The following is a 15,957-nucleotide window of genomic DNA, read 5'->3' on the forward strand; positions in this document are numbered from 1 at the left end:
AATTGTTAAGGAAATTCAAAATTCCTTGCGTGAATGTGTCACCCACGTTAAGGACCACGGGTCTGCGGGGATCACCATCAGAAGCTGGATATCCCAAGGACACGGGATCAAAGGGATGAATTCGGGGCTTCGGACTTGCATATCAGCTGGATGAACAAGGTTAACCACCTGCTTGAACGCGTCTTTCCGGAACAGCGGCTTTTCCTGCGTTCGGAAACCGGCACGCGATTCATCCGGCTGTCTCCGCTGACGCAGGCCCTTGGCTGGACGGGCTCGGCCGCGTTCATCGCCTGGTCGATCATCGCCACCGCCGTTCTGTTGATGGATTCCATCGGCTCCGGCAACATGCGCGATCAGGCGCAGCGTGACAAACGCCTGTATGAACAGCGCCTGCAAACCCTGTCCGAAGAACGCGACGCCCGCGCCGCCGAAGCCGCCGCCGCGCAGGAGCGGTTCAACCTGGCGCTCAGCGAGATTTCCGAGATGCAAAGCGAATTGCTGGCCTCCGAGGAAAGGCGCAAGGAGTTCGAGACCGGCATCGGCGTGATCCAGGCCACGTTGCGCCGCACCATGGGCGAACGGGACAAGGCGAAAGACAGTCTTGAGACGATGTTGGCCGCCGCACAGGAAGATCAGAACGCCAGCGGATCGGGGGCGGCCCCTGCACAGACCAACGCAACCCTGGCCTTTTTGACATCAGAGCTGTCGCGCACCGCCGCCGAACGCGATCTTGTCGCGCAAAACGCGGTCGAAGCTGAACGGTTCGCACAGGACATGCTGTATGAAGCCCGTCTGCGCGACGAGCGCAACGACCAGATCTTCCGCCAGCTTGAAGACGCCGTCACGATCTCGCTTGAGCCGCTGGACAAGATGTTCGCCAAATCCGGCATGTCGGTGGATCACATTCTGGATCAGGTGCGCCGCGGCTATTCCGGTCAGGGCGGCCCGTTGACTCCGCTGATCCTGTCGACGCGCGGCCAGGGGCCCGACCCCGACGCCGAACGCGCCAACAACATTCTGAGCGAGTTGGACAGGATGAACCTGTATCGCATCGCCGCACAGAAGATGCCCTTCGGAATGCCGGTGAAATCCGGTTTCCGCTTCACCTCGGGCTTTGGCTCGCGCTGGGGCCGGATGCACAACGGCACCGATTTCGCCGCCCCGATCGGCACCCCGGTCTATGCCCCCGCCGATGGCGTCGTGATCAGCGCCTCGTGGAGCTCGGGCTATGGGCGGCTTATCAAGATCCAGCACGAATTCGGTATCGAGACGCGATACGCCCATCTTTCGCGCATGAATGTGCAAAAAGGACAAAGGGTCTCGCGCGGGGATAGAATTGGTGATATTGGAAACTCCGGGCGGTCGACCGGACCGCATCTTCACTATGAGGTGCGCGTCGGTGGCAAGCCCATCAACCCGATGGTCTATATCAAGGCAGCAAAAGATGTTCTCTAAAAGCAGGATCAATGAACCCGGCCCCAAAGCCGGTGACAAGGAAACCACAACCGAGGCAAAGTCGGACAAGCCCGCATCCTCTGCCCCGGCTGTTCCGCCCGCACCGTCGTCGGCTGCTCCAAAGGTCAAGCCGCCCGCATCCACCCTGTCGTCGGACCTTGTGATCAAGGGTGACGTCAAGTCGACCGGCGATATTCTGGTCGAAGGCACGGTGGAAGGCGACATTCGCGCCCATCAGTTGACGATTGGCGAAACCGCAACCGTCAAGGGCGAGGTCGTCGGCGATGACGTGGTGATCAATGGTCGCATCATTGGCCGCCTGCGAGGCCTGAAAGTACGCCTGACCTCGTCCGCGCGCGTCGAAGGTGACATCATCCACAAAACCATCGCCATCGAAAGCGGCGCCCATTTCGAAGGCTCGGTACAGCGTCAGGACGACCCATTGGGCGGGGCCAAACCGGCACCGCAAGCCCCTGCAGGCGCGAAACCCGACAACGGCTGATCCGAATTACAATTCCAACTGCACAAGGCCGCCCGGTGGGCGGCCTTCTATTATTTGCGGCTCCGGGTGCCTTGTCCCGCGCCGCCCGGACGCGTTCGCCTATTCCTCGAAGCTCATCACACGGCGATACAGGTGCCAGGTGGCGTGACCCAGGATCGGCAGGACCACGAACAGCCCCAGGAAAAAGGGCAGCATCCCGATCAGCATCAGCACCGAAATGATGAACCCCCAGCCCAGCATCGGCACAAGGTTCTGCAGGACCGACTGGAACGAATAGATCATCGCGGTGATGAAATCCAACTCGCGGTCCAGAAGCAGCGGCAAGCTGGTCACGGTCAGCGAAAACAGGCAAAATGACAGAACTGCCCCGACCGCCGTGCCCACCGCCAGCATCGTGATGCCATTACGGTTCAGGATCGCGTCTTGCCAGTTTGATGTGATGTTGGTCAGTGGCTCAAGCCCCATGAAGATCGCAAAGACAAGATGGGCGACAAAGACCCAGAACATAAAGATCATGATGATCACCATGGCGATGGACGGAAACTGCCGATCCTTCTGGTTGAACACGACCCCCAGCACCTGCGCCCAGTCCAGGGGTTCGCCGGCCTCAAGCCGTCGGCTCACCTCGTAAAGCCCGACCGCCAGGAACGGCGCCAGCAGCGGAAACCCCAGCGCGACGGGAATGATCCAATAGCTTTGGTCCAGCACATCGAGCTGAAGATAGATCACGATCCCCATGATCACATAGAACCCGGCAAAGAACAGGCCAAAGGCGGGCGCGCGTGTGAAATCACGCAGCCCCGCCTTCAACGCCGCGATGATGTCCTCAAAGCCGATTTGTTCGATATTTGGCGGCACCGAGGCCACGGGATGAGTAGAGTCAGACATTGCACCTCCTGGGGCGTGGGTTCATCCACTGTCGCGCGTGGCATAAGTTTTGCGGCTTCGGTGCGATCCGTCAAGATTCTGAATGTGTTAATGTGTTTCACGGCGCGTTCGCGGCACGGGATCGCCGCGTTGCGTGTTGTAATGGTGAATGCAAAGCCTTTACCCAAACTTCAAATGTCATACACTCGGCCAAGCCGAACGAAGGATTGAATTTATGTCTGTTTTCAAAACACTCTTTATTGCGGGATCCGCGCTGACACTCAGCGCCGCGATGGCCACAGGCGCCCCCTGTGGAAATAACGCCAGTGGGTTTGAACGCTGGAAGGCCGATTTTGCCAAAGACGCCAAGGCTGCCGGGGTCGGTCAGCGCGGGTTGCAGGCGCTGGCCTCGGCGCAATATTCCACCGCGACGATCCGCGCCGACCGCAACCAGAAGTCGTTCAAGTATTCCCTGTCCAAGTTCATGTCGGTGCGCGGGGCCGACACGATCGTCGCGCAGGCTCGCAAGCGCAAGGCCGGCAATCCGGGCTTCTATCAATCGCTCGAAAAACATTTCGGCGTGCCTGCCGGGGTGCTTCTGGCCATTCACGGGATGGAAACGGGGTTTGGCGGCTTCATGGGCGACACGCCCGTGGTCTCGGCGATCACCACGCTGGCCTATGATTGCCGCCGACCGCAGTTTTTCATTCCCCACGCCATCGGGGCGCTGAAGCTGGTCGACCGGGGCACGATCACCGCCAATACGCGCGGCGCAAAGCATGGAGAGCTGGGCCATACGCAATTCCTGCCGGGCAATGCCTATACCTATGGCATCGACGCTTCGGGGGATGGGCGCGTGGACCTTTACAACCTTGCCGATGCGTTGGCCTCGACTGCGAATTTCCTGCGCAAGAAGGGCTGGAAGCCCGGCAAAGGGTATCAAAAGGGCCAGCCCAATTATCGGGTGATCAAGGAATGGAACGCGGCCAGCGTCTATCAGCAGGCCATCGCGATCATGGCGGCGCGGATCGACGGCTGATCCATCGCGCCGCTACGTGACGGTGCGTAATGTGCGGTCACGATCTGTGCCAGCACAATCTCGCAACCCTTCATTGACGCGCGTCAATGAGGCATGCGCAGCTTCGCCTAGACTGGAAATGTTGATCCTTGCAGGTCGACATGTCTTTGCAGGAGGGCGCGAAAATGCTGAGTTCAGAGCAATGGTGGGGCATAATCGCCGTGTATGGCGAGCGGATCTGGCCCGCACAGATCATCCTGTATCTAGCGTCGCTTGGCGCGATGGCGCTGGTATTTGTCCGTCCGGGTATCGTCGCCGACACCGTGATGCGCACCTGTCTAGCTGCCTTGTTCGCCTGGATCAGTGTTGTGTTCTTTCTGACGATCGGTCGAGATCTGGCCGGGAATTATGTGTTTGCCGCACTGTTCGGCGTCGTTGCGCTCGTATTCGCGGCCGACCTGTTTCGCAAGAGGATGGCGTTCCGCCCTCCGGCGGCTGGATGGCAACGGCCCGTTGCGATGGTGCTGGCGGTCACGATCGCTGCCTATCCGGCGATCAGTCTTGCCATGGGACACACATTCCCCCGCACGATTTTCCTGGGCGCGTTTCCCTGCCCGACCAGTGCGCTTGCGCTGCTGATGCTGACCTTCGCGCTGCCGCGGGCCGACAAGATCGCCTATGGCGTGCTGCTGTTCTGGGCGGTTCCGTTACCGATTTTCATCCAGATCCCGAAATATGGCGTGTATGAAGACGCGATCATGTTGGTCGCCGGGCTTTATGCACTGGTATTATTGATCCTGCGCTGGTCGGACCCGGCCGCCGGGCGGACAGCCGTATCAAGGGCAAGCTGAGCGCGCCGGACAGGGGTGCCTGCGATCAGTCGTCCAAATTCGCCTCGGCCCGCGATTTCCCGGCCACGTCCTGCGCCAGAACGGCGGCCATGAACGCATCCAGATCGCCGTCCAGCACACCTTTAGTGTCCGAGGTTTCGTGCCCCGTCCGCAGGTCTTTCACCATCTGGTAAGGTTGCAGCACGTAGGACCGGATCTGGTTGCCCCAGCCCGCATCACCCTTGTTTTCATGGGCGGCGTTGATGGCTTCGTTTCGCTTATCCAGCTCCATCTGGTATAGCCGTGACTTCAGGGCCTTCATGGCGATATCGCGGTTCTGGTGCTGCGATTTCACCGAGCTGGTGGTCACGATTCCCGTTGGGATGTGAGTGATCCGCACCGCAGAATCGGTGGTGTTCACGTGTTGCCCGCCCGCACCGGATGACCGGTATGTGTCGATGCGAATGTCGGACGGGTTCACTTCAATCTCGATATTGTCGTCCACCACCGGATAGACCCAGACCGAGCTGAACGACGTGTGCCGCTTGGCCGCTGAATCATAGGGCGAGATGCGCACCAGCCGGTGCACGCCGCTTTCCGATTTCAGCCAGCCATAGGCATTGTGCCCGGAAATCTTGTAGGCGGCGGATTTGATCCCCGCTTCGTCCCCTGCGCTTTCAGATTGCAGCTCGACCTTATAGCCGTGCTTTTCGGCCCAACGGACATACATCCGCGCCAGCATCGACGCCCAGTCGCAGCTTTCCGTACCACCGGCACCCGCGTTGATTTCCAGAAACGTGTCATTGCTGTCGGCTTCGCCGTCCAAAAGCGCCTCCAACTCGGCGGCGGCGGCTTTTTCGACCAGCTTGGCCAGAGCGGCTTCGGCATCCGCAACGACCTCGGTGTCCTCTTCCATTTCGCCCAGTTCGATCAGGTCGATATTGTCCTGAAGATCCTGCGCCATGGCCTTGTAACTGTTGACGGAATCCAAAAGCGCCTGCCGTTCGCGCATCAGCTTCTGCGCGCGGTCGGGGTCGTTCCACAGATCCGGGTCTTCGGTCATCGCGTTGAATTCCTCCAACCGATGTTCGGCCGTGTCCCAACCGATCCGCTGACGCAACAGCGCCAGGGATTTTTCGATGGCCTCTACGTTGTTCTGAGCCTCTGCCCGCATGGGTGCGTCCCTTGTCCGAAAACCTGTCCCCCGCAATATCAACAGGGGCGCGGATGGGCAAGATGCGCGCGCAGGCCGCGGGTGCAAAACTCAACCGCGCATCGTCACCCCGTCATGGAAGATCTGCAGCTTCGAGGGGTCTGCCGTCAGGCCCACGGTCTGACCTTTCAACTGCTCGTGAATCCCCGGCAATTTCGCAAGCAGGTGGGTCTGGTTGGCGCTGTCCGCGCCCTCGCCCACTGACATTTTCGAGGGCAGATACAAAAGCGTAACCTCGCCCAAGGCTTCGACGATTTCAACCTTGCCGGTGAAAATCGCATCGCCATCGGTCTGCACCAGATCTTCTGGCCGGACACCCAGATTGACCTGTTTGCCCATGTCGGATTCGGTGGTGGCAATATCCGCCCGGCCCACGCCGCCCGCATCCAGCGTCACCTCGGTCTGCGGGCCGGTGGCGGTGATCTTACCGGGCAGAAGGTTCATGGCGGGCGATCCGATGAACTGGGCAACAAATTCAGTGCGGGGACGTTCGTAAAGCTCCAGCGGGCTGCCCACCTGCGCGATGCCTTTGTTGGCCAGCACCACGATCCGGTCGGCCAGCGTCATCGCCTCGACCTGATCATGGGTCACATAGATCATCGTGCTTTCGGGCATCGCCTCTTTCAGTTGCGAAATCTCGATCCGCGTCGCGACCCGCAAAGCGGCGTCGAGGTTCGAGAGCGGTTCGTCAAACAAATAGACCTTCGGATCGCGCACAATGGCCCGCCCGATGGCAACCCGCTGCCGCTGCCCGCCGGACAGCGCCTTGGGAAGGCGGTGCAGATACGGGTCCAGTTGCAGCGCCTTTGCCGCGCGGTCGACCGCCGCGTCGATCTCGGCCTTCGGCTTCTTGGCGATGTTCAGCGCAAAAGCCATGTTGTCGCGCACGGTCATATGCGGATACAGCGCATAGGACTGGAACACCATCGCAATGCCGCGCTGGCTGGGGGGCACATCGTTGACCACCTCGCCGTCGATTTGCAGCGTGCCATCGGTGATCTTCTCTAGCCCGGCAATCATCCGCAGCAGGGTGGACTTGCCGCAGCCCGAGGGGCCGACGAACACGATCAACTCTCCGGTCGTGATGTCCAGGTTGATGTCGCGAAGGACATTCACCTTGCCATAGGTCTTGACGACATTGGTCAGTGTCAGATTGGCCATTTACTTGTCTCCCTCGGGTTTCATCACCAGTGACTGCCAGGCACCCAGCATCACGGGCGCGCGCGCCGTCAGCGTAGTCTGCATTCCTTCCACCGCCGCCCATGTGCCTTCGGGCGGGGTCACGGTCTGATCCGCATCGCCAAGGTTGAAGGCACACCAAAGCACCTGATCCCCTGCCCGTCGCAGGAAGCTCAGCGCCGTGCCTTCCACGCGCATCGCCTCCATTGCGCCCTTTGCCAGCGCGGGATGCGCCCGCCTGAGCGCAATCGCACGGCGATAGTGATGTAGAAGCGATCCGGGTGCTTCGTCTGCAACGGCCACCGCGCGGCGCAGATGGTCCGACGCGACCGGAAGCCATGGTCTGACCGACGTGGTGAAACCGCCCTGACTGTTCGACGCCTCCCACACCATCGGGGTGCGGCAGCCATCGCGGCCCTTGAATTCGGGCCAGAACTCGATCCCATAGGGGTCTTGCAGGTCGTCAAAGGACAGTTCGGCCTCGGTCAGACCCAGTTCCTCGCCCTGATACAGACACGCCGACCCACGCAGGCACATCAGAAGCGTTGCAAAGAGTTTTTGCGCTTCTTCCGTCAGGTTCCAGCGCGTCGCGTGGCGCACCACATCGTGATTGGAATAGGCCCAGCAGGCCCAGCCGTCCCGCGCCACCTCTGCCACCCGATCCATCAAAGCGGCGATGCTTGTGGCATCCGGCCGGTCGCCCGACAACAGCTCGAACGCATAACACATCTGAACAAGGTCGTCGCCCGCGGTGTATTCGCCCATGATCTCCAGCCCGCGTTGGGCATCGCCCACCTCGCCAACGGCGGCGGCGCCATAGGGGTCCATCACGGCGCGCAGCTTGCGCAGGAACTCCAGCGTTTCCGGGCGGTTTTTATCGTAGATATGTTCCTGATGATTGTAAGGGTTCACCGCTGGCGCAATCGAGCTGTTGCGGCGTTCGGGCGGCAAGGGCGGGTTGTCGCGCAACTGGGCGTCGTGCGTATAGAAGTTGATCGTGTCCAGCCGGAACCCATCCACGCCACGTTCCAGCCAGAACCGGGCGACATCCAGCAACGCCTGTTGCACCGCCGGTTCGTGGAAATTCAGGTCCGGTTGCGACACAAGGAAATTGTGCAGGTAATACTGGCAGCGCCGCGTGTCCCACGTCCAGGCCGGGCCGCCGAAGATCGACAGCCAGTTGTTGGGCGGGGTGCCGTCCGGCCTGGCATCCGCCCAGACATACCAGTTCGCCTTGTCGTTATCGCGATCCGCGCGGCTTTCGGCAAACCATGGGTGCTGATCCGAACTGTGGCTCAGCACCAGGTCGATCATCACTTTCAAACCCAGCCCATGAGCCGTTTGCACCAGGGTCTCGAGATCCGCGAGCGTGCCGAACATCGGGTCCACATCACAATAGTCGGACACGTCATATCCGAAATCCTTCATCGGCGAGGTGAAGAAGGGCGAAATCCAGATTGCATCCACCCCCAACGACGCGATGTAAGGCAAGCGGCGCGTGATGCCCTTCAGATCGCCAATGCCATCGCCGCTGTCGTCCTGAAAGCTGCGCGGATAGATCTGATAGATCACCGCACCGCGCCACCAATCGGGCGATTTTTCAAGATGGACCAGATCGCATTTCGCGACGTTTGCATTCATGTCTCAGCCCCCTTTGACCGAGCCGGCCAACAGACCGCGCACAAGATAGCGTTGCAGTGAGAAAAAGACCGCGATCGGCACCGCGATCGACACAAAGGCCGAGGCCGCCAGGATTTCCCAATCCCCCCCGCGTGACCCCAGCAGATCGACAATGCGCCCGGTCATCACGACCTGATCCTCGCCGGTGCCCAGGAACACCTTGGCTACCAGAAGGTCGTTCCAGACCCACAGGAACTGGAAGATCGCAAAGGACGCCAGCGCCGGGAAGCTGAGCGGCAGGATGATCTTGCGGAAGATCGCGAAATCCGACGCGCCGTCGACGCGCGCGCTTTCAATGATCTCACCCGGCAACCCGGCCATGTAGTTTCGAAGCAGAAACACCGCAAGCGGCAAGCCGAACCCGGTATGGGCCAGCCAGATGCCCAGATATCCCTTGCCGATCCCGATATTGTTGTGAAGTTTCAGAAGCGGGATGAACGCGACCTGTAGCGGCACCACCAGAAGCCCCACGATCGCGGCAATCAACAGCGCCCGGCCCGGCATTTCCATCCACGCCAGCGCGTAAGCGGCGAAGGCAGCGACCAAGATGGGGATGATGGTCGCGGGAATGGTCACTGTCAGCGTGTTCAACAGCGCCTTGCCCATGCCTTCGGCAAACATCACCTCGCGGTAATTGTCCAGGGTGAAGCTGGGCGGACTTTCCGCACGCACGAACAGGCGCTGTCCGCGATTGCCGGACGGCTCTTCGGGATAGGTGATACGGTAGTCTCCATTGGCTTCGACGGTGATCTGATGGCCGCGGGCATGGGTCGCAACGTCACCGGGGGCGAAGGCTTCCGGTTCGCGTGATGTGATGCCGAATGCGGTGACATTGCCGCTGCCACTTTCGAAAACATTGCCGGTCAGAACCCAGACCGCGCCGTCCGGCTTGACCGTGTCGGGCGCATCCGCCCGCACGATGACGTTTTGCTCTGACGCCGACAGCGCCGTCCACCAGCCCGAGGTCGAAATCGCGTCACGGTCGCGAAACGAACTGACCAGAAGGCCGAAGGTGGGAATGATCCACAAAAGGACCAGAAACCCGACGGCCAGGTTGACCGCCCATGTCAGGCGGGATTTGGTACCAGCCATTTCCATCAGCGGTTCTCCTTATGTGCGTTCGAGATGTTCCAGATCATCACCGGCGTCACCAGCAGCATGATCACCATGACAATCGCCGACCCGCGCCCGAAATCGGGCGAGCCACGGAACATCCAGTCATACATGAGGTTGGCCAGAACCTGCGTACCCCATTGGCCGTTGGTCATGGCAAACACGATGTCGAACACTTTCAACACGGTGACGGTGATCGTGGTCCAGACCACCGCGATGGTGCCCCAGATCTGCGGGATCTTGATCTTGAAGAAGATCTGCAAGGGCGAGGCCCCGTCCAGATAGGCTGCTTCGATGGTTTCTTCGCTGATCCCCTTCAGGGCGGCGGACAGGATCACCATGGCAAATCCCGTCTGAATCCAGATCAGGATGATCATCAGGAAAATGTTGTTCCAGAACGGCATGGTGATCCAGGTTTGCGCGGTGCCGCCCAGCCCTTCGACAATCGCATTCAAAAGGCCGATCTGTTCGCCTTGATTGTCTCCGCGATAGTCATAGATGAATTTCCAGATGACCGAGGCGCCGACGAAGCTGATCGCCATCGGCATGAAGATCAGGCTTTGCGCGATTGACCCCCACTTGATCCGGTCTGTGAGCCCGGCCGCAACCAGCCCGAAGAACGTCGAGGCCGCCGGCACGATCACCAGCCACAAAAGGTTGTTCCCAAGGCTTTCACGAAACTTGTCGTCGCCGGCCAGCCAGACATAATTGTCCACGCCGACGAAATCCCCCCGCGTATCCCGCATCGACAGAAAGAACGTCGAAAACACCGGATAGACAAGATACAGCGCCAGCACCAGCAGGGCGGGCAACACGAACAACCAGGGCCGGATGGCGTTGGCCTTGTTGATGTTTGCGCCTGCGTTCGGCCCCTTGGAGGGAAAGATCCGGTCCAGCAGAATGTTCGAGAAATAGAAATAGGCGACGCAACCGAAGACGCCCACGATGATGGTTGAAACCGCGAAAAGCAACTGGTCCATAGTCCCCCCTGTCACCGCCCGGCGGTGCGAAACCTGATGATCCCCGGCACCGGTTCAGGCGCCGGGGACATGCGTTTGAATGGTTACTTGATCGACTCCCAGGTGGACTGGATCGACGCGGCCACCTCGGCTGCGTCCTTGCCACCGGCGTAATCCACCATACCCGTCCAGAACACACCGGCGCCAATGGCCCCCGGCATCAGGTCAGACCCATCAAACCGGAATGTGTCGGCGTTCAGCAGGATGTCATTCATCTTGGCCACGGTCGGGTCGGTATAGACCTCGGTGTTGACGCCGGTATGCGGGGTCAGGAAGCCCTTTTGCGCCATCCATACTTCATGCGCGATGGGGGATTTCAGAAACTCCATGAAGGCCTGCGCGCCCTTGGAATCGCTGGTGATCGCCCAGACGGTGCCCGCGCCCAGAACGGGCTTGCCCAGATCTTTTTCCGCATAGGCCGGGAAATAGAAGAAATCGGCATCCACGCCCACCTCGGTCCCTTCCGGGAAGAAGGTCGGGATGAAGCTGGCTTGACGGTGCATGTAACACTGCGGCGGCGAGGCAAAGAGGCCCTGCGGGCTGTCGCGGAAATCGGTCGTTGCAACCGCACCCGCCCCGCCCGACACGTAATCGTCATTGCGGGCAAAGGCGCCAAATTCCTCGATCGCGGCGATCACCTTGGGGTCATCGAAGGGCAGTTCGTTCGTCACCCACGCGTCATAGTCTTCGGGCGTGTTGATGCGCAGCATCATATCCTCGACCCAGTCGGTCGCGGGCCAGCCCGTGGCGCCGCCTGACCCCAGCCCGATGCACCAGGGCGTTTCGCCATCGGCAACGATCTGATCGGTCAGCGCCTTCAGTTCTTCCATCGTCTGCGGCACGTCATAGCCTGCGTCCTCGAAGTTTTCGGGCACATACCAAACCAAAGACTTCACATCGACCTTGTAGAAGAAGCCGTACAACGCCTCATTCCCGTCGGCCCCCGCATAGGTGCCCAGATCGACCCAGCTTTGCCCGGCGGCATAATTGTCGCGGATCCAGTCGGCGGTTTCTGCGGGCAGCGGCGCCAACAGGCCTTTCGAGGCCAAATCCGCCGCCAGACCGGGCTGTGGGAAGATCGCGATATTGGGCGGGCTGCCCGCCTCGGCATCAATCACGATCTGCTGTTCGAAACTGTCCGAACCGGAATATTCCACATCCGCGCCGGTGGCCTCTTCGAAATAGTGAACGACGCTTTCAATCAGTTCCTTGTCCGGCCCCAGCCAAGGGCCAAGGATCGAGATTTCTTCACCCGAAAGATCCATGGATTTCAGGGCTTCGAAACTGTCCCAACTGAACGCCCCTTCACCGGGTGCGAATTTCAGATGCTGGTCAGCCTGCGCCATGCCTGTCGACAGCGCCAACGCCGCCGCGCTTGCGTAGAATACGTGTTTCATTTGTCCTCCCAATGGTCCGACGGACCTGCCAGGTTTCTGAGACCGCCCCGCGGCCCCGGCGCCTGCTGCGCCTGGTGAATTCACCAAACCGGACGGAAAGCAGATTCGCAATCTTTCCAAACCGCTTTGAATACCCCAAGGTTGCGCAGAACCCCCCAACCTGTCAACATTACTGTTAGCGCAAACGAGAAATCGGGGAGCAATCCTAGTTTTGAAGCCAATTCATCAATCTTTCTTTGACCGCTGCCCCTTGGCTGGCTAACCTGACGGGTATTCAAACCGCTTTGGAGCGTCGCGCCCGACCCATGACCCTGAAAGAGCTCTCCGATCTTCTGGGCCTGTCCCCGACCACCGTCAGCCGCGCGCTGAACGGCTATCCCGAAGTATCGGAAGCCACGCGCAAACGGGTCGCCGCCGCGGCGCGCGAACATGGTTATGCGCCCAACACGCGGGCAAGGTCTCTGGCCACCGGGCGTGCCATGGCGATCGGTCACGTGATCCCGATCAGCGCCAAGCACGAAATGGTGAACCCGGTTTTCGGTGACTTCATCGCGGGCGCGGGCGAGGTTTATTCCCGCAACGGCTATGACATGCTGCTATCCGTCGTCCCTGATGCCGACGAAGAAGCCGCCTATCGCAGTTTTCTGACCAAGCGAAACGTGGATGGCATCATCCTGCACGCCCCCACCCTGACCGATCCGCGCATCCCTCTTCTGAATGCGCTTGGCCTGCCCTTCGTTGTACATGGGCGCAGCTCGGACATGGACGCCCCCTATGCCTGGGTGGACGTGAACAACACACGCGCCTTTCAGCGGGCCACCGAGTTTTTGCTGGATCTGGGGCATCGGCGCATCGCGCTGGTTAACGGGCTGGAACATATGGATTTCGCCATCCGCCGCCGCGCGGGATACGAGGCGGCGCTGACCGCGCGCGGCATCGCCCCTGACGCAGACCTGATGTTTGCAGGCGAAATGACCGAGGCACAGGGGCATGATATCACCCGCGGGCTTCTGGCTCAGCCGCACCCGCCAACCGCCATTCTGGTCAGTTCGATGATCACCGCCATTGGTGTGCGGCGCGGGATCGAGGAGATGGGGTTGCGCATGGGGCGCGACGTGTCGCTGATCACCCATGATGATGAACTCAGCTATTTCCGGAACGGGGCCGATATTCCTGTCTATACCGCCACGCGGTCTTCGGTGCGCGAGGCCGGACGCAAGGCGGCGCGCATGCTGGTCGACATCATCGAGGGGCAGGACACCCCCCGCGATATCCTGCTTGAGGCCGACCTGACCCTGGGGCGGTCGACCGGCCCGGCCGCGCCGCTTCGGATGGAAACCGGCTGACCAAAGGACAACATATCCCAGAAAGACATGAAGATGCTGCCACATCGCACTGATTTTCCAAGCGACTTCCTGTTTGGCACCGCCACCTCGGCCTATCAGATCGAAGGCCATGCCAAGGGCGGTGCCGGGCGCACCCATTGGGATGATTTCGCCGCCACACCCGGCAATGTCGCCGGGGCAGAAAACGGGGCCGTGGCTTGCGGACATCTGGACCTGTGGGCCGAGGATCTGGATCTTGTAAAGGGCGCCGGGTTCGACGTTTACCGCTTCTCGACCTCGTGGGCGCGGGTGCTGCCCGAGGGGCGCGGCACCCCCAACCCGGCGGGGCTGGATTTCTATGACCGGCTGATTGACGGGATGCTGGAACGCGGCATCAAACCCGCCGCGACGCTGTATCACTGGGAACTGCCCTCGCCGCTGTCTGATCTGGGCGGCTGGCGTAATCGCGATATTGCAAGTTGGTTTGCCGATTTCACCGAAATTATCATGTCGCGCATCGGAGATCGGGTCTGGTCTGCCGCGCCCATCAACGAACCTTGGTGCGTATCATGGCTCAGCCATTTCGAAGGCCACCACGCCCCCGGCCTGCGCGACATCCGCGCCACCGCCCGCGCCATGCACCATGTTCTTCTGGCCCATGGCCGCGCGACCGAGGTGATGCGCGGGCTGGGCATGGCGAACCTGGGCGCGGTCTGCAACATGGAATTTGCCGCCCCCGTCGACAACAGCGCGGGCGCGCAGCGCGCCGCACAGGTGCAAGACGCGATCTATAACCGGTTTTTCCTGTCGGGCATCACGAAAGGCAGCTATCCGACCGAGGTGCTGGAGGGAATCGAACCGCATCTTCCCCCCGGCTGGCAGGATGATTTCGCCATCATCACTGCGCCCATCGACTGGATTGGCGTGAACTACTACACCCGCAAGATCTATGGCCCGGTGGATGACCCCTCAGCCCCCTGGCCCGCAACGCGCGAGCATGACGGCCCCCTGCCCAAGACAGCCATGGGGTGGGAAATCTATCCGGACGGGCTGGCCCATTTCCTTAAGATGGTGCCGGAATACACCGGATCCCTGCCCATCTATGTCACCGAAAACGGGATGGCCGGGCTGGTCGAACGCCAAGGCGACCCGACCCGGGACCCCGACCGCATCGCCTATCTGGCCGATCACATGCATGTGGTGCAAGACGCCATCGCAGACGGCGTCCCGGTAAGAGGCTACTTTACCTGGTCGCTTCTGGACAATTATGAATGGGCCCTGGGCTATGCGCCGCGCTTCGGGCTGGTCCATGTCGATTTCAAGACCCTGACACGCACGCCAAAGGCGTCCTATCATGCACTCAGAAAGGCCTTGACGCGCCCATGACTTCCCTTTCGCTTGTCGCCGATGTGGGTGGCACCAATACCCGTGTCGCCCTTGCCCGCGGCAAAGACCTGTTGACCGACAGCATCGTCAAGCACCGCAACGCCGATCATGACGGATTGCCGCAATTGCTGTCGGCCTACCTTGAGGGTCAGGGCAACCCGGTCTGTAAACGGGCGGCGGTGGCCATTGCCGGGCCTGTCAAGGACGGCGCGGGGCGTCTGACCAACCTGAACTGGGACATCGACAAGGACCGGCTGGCGCGTGTCGCGGGGGCGGATCGTGGCGCGGTGATGAATGATCTGCAGGCACAGGGCCATGCGCTGGGGCATATCGACCCGAACAATCTGGTGACGTTGAAACAAGGCGCGGACGAGAACCCCAACGCCGCCATGCTGGTGATTGGCGTGGGCACCGGGTTCAACTGCGCCCCGGTGTTTCAAACCGCCAAGGGCCGGTTCGTGCCCCCGTCCGAGGCCGGGCACCTGACCTTCGCCGCGCGGGGGGCAGACCAGTGGGACCTGTCGCAATTTCTCGAGGCCAGGCTGGGCCATGTCGGGGTCGAAGACGTCCTGTCCGGGCGCGGGATGGAGCGGTGCTATGCCTGGGCCTCGGACCGGGCGGGCGATGGCAAAACCGCCACCACTGCCGAAGTGTTCGCGCAGGCCGATGCGGGCGACCCCGCGGCCTTGCGCGCCATCGGGGCCTTCGTCACCGCCTTGGGCAATGTAACCGGTGATCTGGCGCTGACGCTTCTGCCCTTTGGCGGCATCTATCTGATCGGCGGCATGTCCCGCGCGGTGGCCCCGTGGTTTGACCGCTGCGGGTTTGACGCGGCAATGACTGATAAAGGGCGGTTTGGCGAATTTCTGAACGCCTTTTCCGTCCGTCTGGTCGAGGACGATTATGCCGCACTGTCCGGCTGCGCACATTTTCTGGCACGCACGGACAATCAGTAATAGAAGACCCTCGGCAA

14 protein-coding genes are annotated in these 15,957 nt (G+C 61.0%); 7 read left to right on the top strand and 7 right to left on the bottom strand.

The genetic code is table 11. The features are described 5' to 3' along the window. Window positions 1-150 precede the first annotated feature (150 nt). Together MUY21_RS13350 and MUY21_RS13355 are read left to right on the top strand one after the other, a co-directional pair. Window positions 151-1,455 carry a M23 family metallopeptidase gene (locus tag MUY21_RS13350; protein WP_248410844.1) on the top strand — a complete coding sequence of 435 codons (1,305 nt, stop codon included), beginning with the start codon at window positions 151-153 and terminating at the stop codon, window positions 1,453-1,455. Beyond that, complete coding sequence (locus tag MUY21_RS13355; protein WP_191285719.1) at window positions 1,445-1,957, top strand: polymer-forming cytoskeletal protein; 513 nt, start codon at window positions 1,445-1,447, stop codon at window positions 1,955-1,957. The genes MUY21_RS13350 and MUY21_RS13355 overlap by 11 nt, the downstream gene beginning before the upstream one ends. A 99-nt stretch (window positions 1,958-2,056) precedes the next feature. On the opposite strand, the gene MUY21_RS13360 is transcribed toward MUY21_RS13355, so the two are convergent. Beyond that, a complete protein-coding gene (locus MUY21_RS13360; protein WP_248410845.1) occupies window positions 2,057-2,845 on the bottom strand; it encodes a DUF2189 domain-containing protein in 789 nt (262 codons plus the stop codon). 271 nt (window positions 2,846-3,116) lie between these two features. On the opposite strand from MUY21_RS13360, the gene MUY21_RS13365 reads away from it, so the two are divergent. Beyond that, entirely contained in the window at window positions 3,117-3,863 is a 747-nt protein-coding gene (locus MUY21_RS13365; protein WP_248410906.1) for a lytic murein transglycosylase, read from the top strand. A gap of 164 nt (window positions 3,864-4,027) precedes the next feature. After that, window positions 4,028-4,693 (top strand): DUF6064 family protein, encoded by a 666-nt coding sequence (locus tag MUY21_RS13370; RefSeq protein ID WP_248410846.1) that lies wholly within the window; start codon window positions 4,028-4,030, stop codon window positions 4,691-4,693. A gap of 25 nt (window positions 4,694-4,718) precedes the next feature. On the opposite strand, the gene prfB is transcribed toward MUY21_RS13370, so the two are convergent. The 6 genes from prfB to MUY21_RS13400 form a co-directional block, all read right to left on the bottom strand. Next, window positions 4,719-5,846, bottom strand: a complete 1,128-nt coding sequence (gene prfB / locus MUY21_RS13375) for a peptide chain release factor 2 (protein ID WP_248410847.1) — start codon at window positions 5,844-5,846, stop codon at window positions 4,719-4,721. 90 nt (window positions 5,847-5,936) lie between these two features. Next, the gene (gene ugpC, locus MUY21_RS13380; RefSeq protein WP_248410848.1) at window positions 5,937-7,046 is read right to left on the bottom strand and encodes a sn-glycerol-3-phosphate ABC transporter ATP-binding protein UgpC; all 1,110 of its coding nucleotides are present in this window, start codon (window positions 7,044-7,046) and stop codon (window positions 5,937-5,939) included. Continuing rightward, entirely contained in the window at window positions 7,047-8,705 is a 1,659-nt protein-coding gene (locus tag MUY21_RS13385) for an alpha-amylase family glycosyl hydrolase (protein ID WP_248410849.1), read from the bottom strand. Between the two features lie 3 nt (window positions 8,706-8,708). Continuing rightward, window positions 8,709-9,845 (bottom strand): carbohydrate ABC transporter permease, encoded by a 1,137-nt coding sequence (locus MUY21_RS13390; RefSeq protein WP_248410907.1) that lies wholly within the window; start codon window positions 9,843-9,845, stop codon window positions 8,709-8,711. Continuing rightward, on the bottom strand, window positions 9,842-10,837 hold the full coding sequence (locus MUY21_RS13395) for a sugar ABC transporter permease (protein ID WP_248410850.1): 996 nt from the start codon (window positions 10,835-10,837) through the stop codon (window positions 9,842-9,844). Before MUY21_RS13395 ends, MUY21_RS13390 begins: the two co-directional genes overlap by 4 nt. Window positions 10,838-10,920: 83 nt before the next feature. Next, window positions 10,921-12,273 (bottom strand): ABC transporter substrate-binding protein, encoded by a 1,353-nt coding sequence (locus MUY21_RS13400; protein ID WP_248410851.1) that lies wholly within the window; start codon window positions 12,271-12,273, stop codon window positions 10,921-10,923. Between the two features lie 284 nt (window positions 12,274-12,557). Here MUY21_RS13400 and MUY21_RS13405 point away from each other — a divergent pair, with 284 nt between their 5' ends. Genes MUY21_RS13405 through MUY21_RS13415 form a run of 3 tightly spaced genes read left to right on the top strand, consistent with a single transcriptional unit; the run spans window position 12,558 to window position 15,940 of the window. After that, the gene (locus tag MUY21_RS13405) at window positions 12,558-13,619 is read left to right on the top strand and encodes a substrate-binding domain-containing protein (RefSeq protein ID WP_282569062.1); all 1,062 of its coding nucleotides are present in this window, start codon (window positions 12,558-12,560) and stop codon (window positions 13,617-13,619) included. 33 nt (window positions 13,620-13,652) lie between these two features. Next, a complete protein-coding gene (locus MUY21_RS13410; protein WP_248410853.1) occupies window positions 13,653-14,984 on the top strand; it encodes a GH1 family beta-glucosidase in 1,332 nt (443 codons plus the stop codon). Continuing rightward, entirely contained in the window at window positions 14,981-15,940 is a 960-nt protein-coding gene (locus tag MUY21_RS13415; protein WP_248410854.1) for an ROK family protein, read from the top strand. The genes MUY21_RS13410 and MUY21_RS13415 overlap by 4 nt, the downstream gene beginning before the upstream one ends. The last annotated feature ends 17 nt before the right edge of the window (window positions 15,941-15,957 follow it).

The organism is Aliiroseovarius sp. S2029, assembly GCF_023195575.1.
In the GTDB taxonomy this organism is placed as follows: domain Bacteria; phylum Pseudomonadota; class Alphaproteobacteria; order Rhodobacterales; family Rhodobacteraceae; genus Aliiroseovarius; species Aliiroseovarius zhejiangensis.

Coding starts and splice junctions, on each gene's coding strand:
- MUY21_RS13410 (WP_248410853.1), top strand. CDS start 13,653: ATGCTGCCACATCGCACTGATTTTCCAAGCGACTTCCTGTTTGGCACC.
- MUY21_RS13400 (WP_248410851.1), bottom strand. CDS start 12,273: ATGAAACACGTATTCTACGCAAGCGCGGCGGCGTTGGCGCTGTCGACA.
- MUY21_RS13350 (WP_248410844.1), top strand. CDS start 151: ATGAACAAGGTTAACCACCTGCTTGAACGCGTCTTTCCGGAACAGCGG.
- MUY21_RS13395 (WP_248410850.1), bottom strand. CDS start 10,837: ATGGACCAGTTGCTTTTCGCGGTTTCAACCATCATCGTGGGCGTCTTC.
- MUY21_RS13365 (WP_248410906.1), top strand. CDS start 3,117: ATGGCCACAGGCGCCCCCTGTGGAAATAACGCCAGTGGGTTTGAACGC.
- MUY21_RS13360 (WP_248410845.1), bottom strand. CDS start 2,845: ATGTCTGACTCTACTCATCCCGTGGCCTCGGTGCCGCCAAATATCGAA.
- MUY21_RS13385 (WP_248410849.1), bottom strand. CDS start 8,705: ATGAATGCAAACGTCGCGAAATGCGATCTGGTCCATCTTGAAAAATCG.
- prfB (WP_248410847.1), bottom strand. CDS start 5,846: ATGCGGGCAGAGGCTCAGAACAACGTAGAGGCCATCGAAAAATCCCTG.
- ugpC (WP_248410848.1), bottom strand. CDS start 7,046: ATGGCCAATCTGACACTGACCAATGTCGTCAAGACCTATGGCAAGGTG.
- MUY21_RS13370 (WP_248410846.1), top strand. CDS start 4,028: ATGCTGAGTTCAGAGCAATGGTGGGGCATAATCGCCGTGTATGGCGAG.
- MUY21_RS13355 (WP_191285719.1), top strand. CDS start 1,445: ATGTTCTCTAAAAGCAGGATCAATGAACCCGGCCCCAAAGCCGGTGAC.
- MUY21_RS13415 (WP_248410854.1), top strand. CDS start 14,981: ATGACTTCCCTTTCGCTTGTCGCCGATGTGGGTGGCACCAATACCCGT.